The organism is Acinetobacter sp. YH16031 (assembly GCF_013417335.1).
Lineage (GTDB): Bacteria > Pseudomonadota > Gammaproteobacteria > Pseudomonadales > Moraxellaceae > Acinetobacter.
Map to the genome: position 1 here is coordinate 1 of NZ_VPED01000196.1, position 1,058 is coordinate 1,058.

General features: G+C 43.2%; 1 protein-coding gene and 1 pseudogene. One reads left to right on the plus strand and one right to left on the minus strand.

The genetic code is table 11. From position 1 onward, the window contains the following. Positions 1–458: pseudogene (locus FTV31_RS17115) on the minus strand (hypothetical protein); the annotation flags it as partial. A gap of 221 nt (positions 459–679) precedes the next feature. On the opposite strand from FTV31_RS17115, the gene FTV31_RS17120 reads away from it, so the two are divergent. Next, positions 680–1,058: MobA/MobL family protein (locus tag FTV31_RS17120; protein WP_180015841.1), on the plus strand; the 379-nt coding region annotated here is incomplete at its 3' end.

Consider the following 1,058-nt stretch of genomic DNA (forward strand, 5'->3'; position numbering starts at 1 on the left):
TTGCGTTTTTTCTGGGCTTCCGTCAGTTCCTTGTGACTTTTCTGCAAAATTTCACGTTTGTGTTCATTCTCCAGCCGGATTCGATTGTCTAGGGCGGCTTTTTCAATTTTCTGATAAGACTCTAGGGCGCGATCCAGGCGGAAAAAATTATCCTGATCCATTGCTTGATTGAGTAAGGTCAGAATTTCAATTTCGTTGGCCAAGAGGGGCTGCTGGTTTTTGTCCTTCAGTTTGATCTGTTCAATGAGTGCCTGTCTTGTTAGAAACTGGTTCTTCTCCCGGTCGACTGTTTTGAGCAGACTGAGTTGTTTGTCATTGAATCTGTCATTGGATTGCTGGAGTAGGGTTAAAGCCTGTTGCTGTTTTTTCTTGAGGAAGGGAAGTTTTTCCAGGAACTGCTGCAATGTCATGAGGTCATTTGAAGTGAGTATTTTCGCAGGTCTTCCACGAGCCGTCATCGCATTCTCCAGCATAAAATGGGTGAGGTTTTTCTGTTTTCAGTTTAGCATAGGCTGGCACGGGAAGAATTAAATAAAATGTGGGAACATTTTATTTAATTCTTAAGCTCGTTTCCGTGTTTTTAATTCGATATAATTACTACGCAATTATATCGAATTAAAAACACTTCTCCTCGTGCTCCGCAGGCTCTGCGAGGCTCCGTGAATTTGAAGGTGGGATTATGTTCTATTGCAACCTGGAACACACAAGCAAAAAGGCCGTGAAAACCCGATCGGGGAAAGTAAAAAATGCTGCCACGGCCAAGAACCGGTTTCACTACATTACCCGGACTTCGCATTTTAAAAATTATAAAGAAAGTGCCTCAGAACAGATCGAATTTGTGAGATCCGGCAATATGCCAAATTTTGCTGAAGGAAATCCGGCTGAGTTTTGGGACACTGCAGATATTTATGAACGCAGTAATGGTCGTACCTGTTCCAGTTTGGTGGTGGCTTTACCGAAAGAGTTGAACCAGGCGCAGCGGATTGAATTGGCCGAGGCATTTATTACTGAGTTTGCAGACCGCTATAGCTATCCCTTTACGTGTGCCATTCATAATC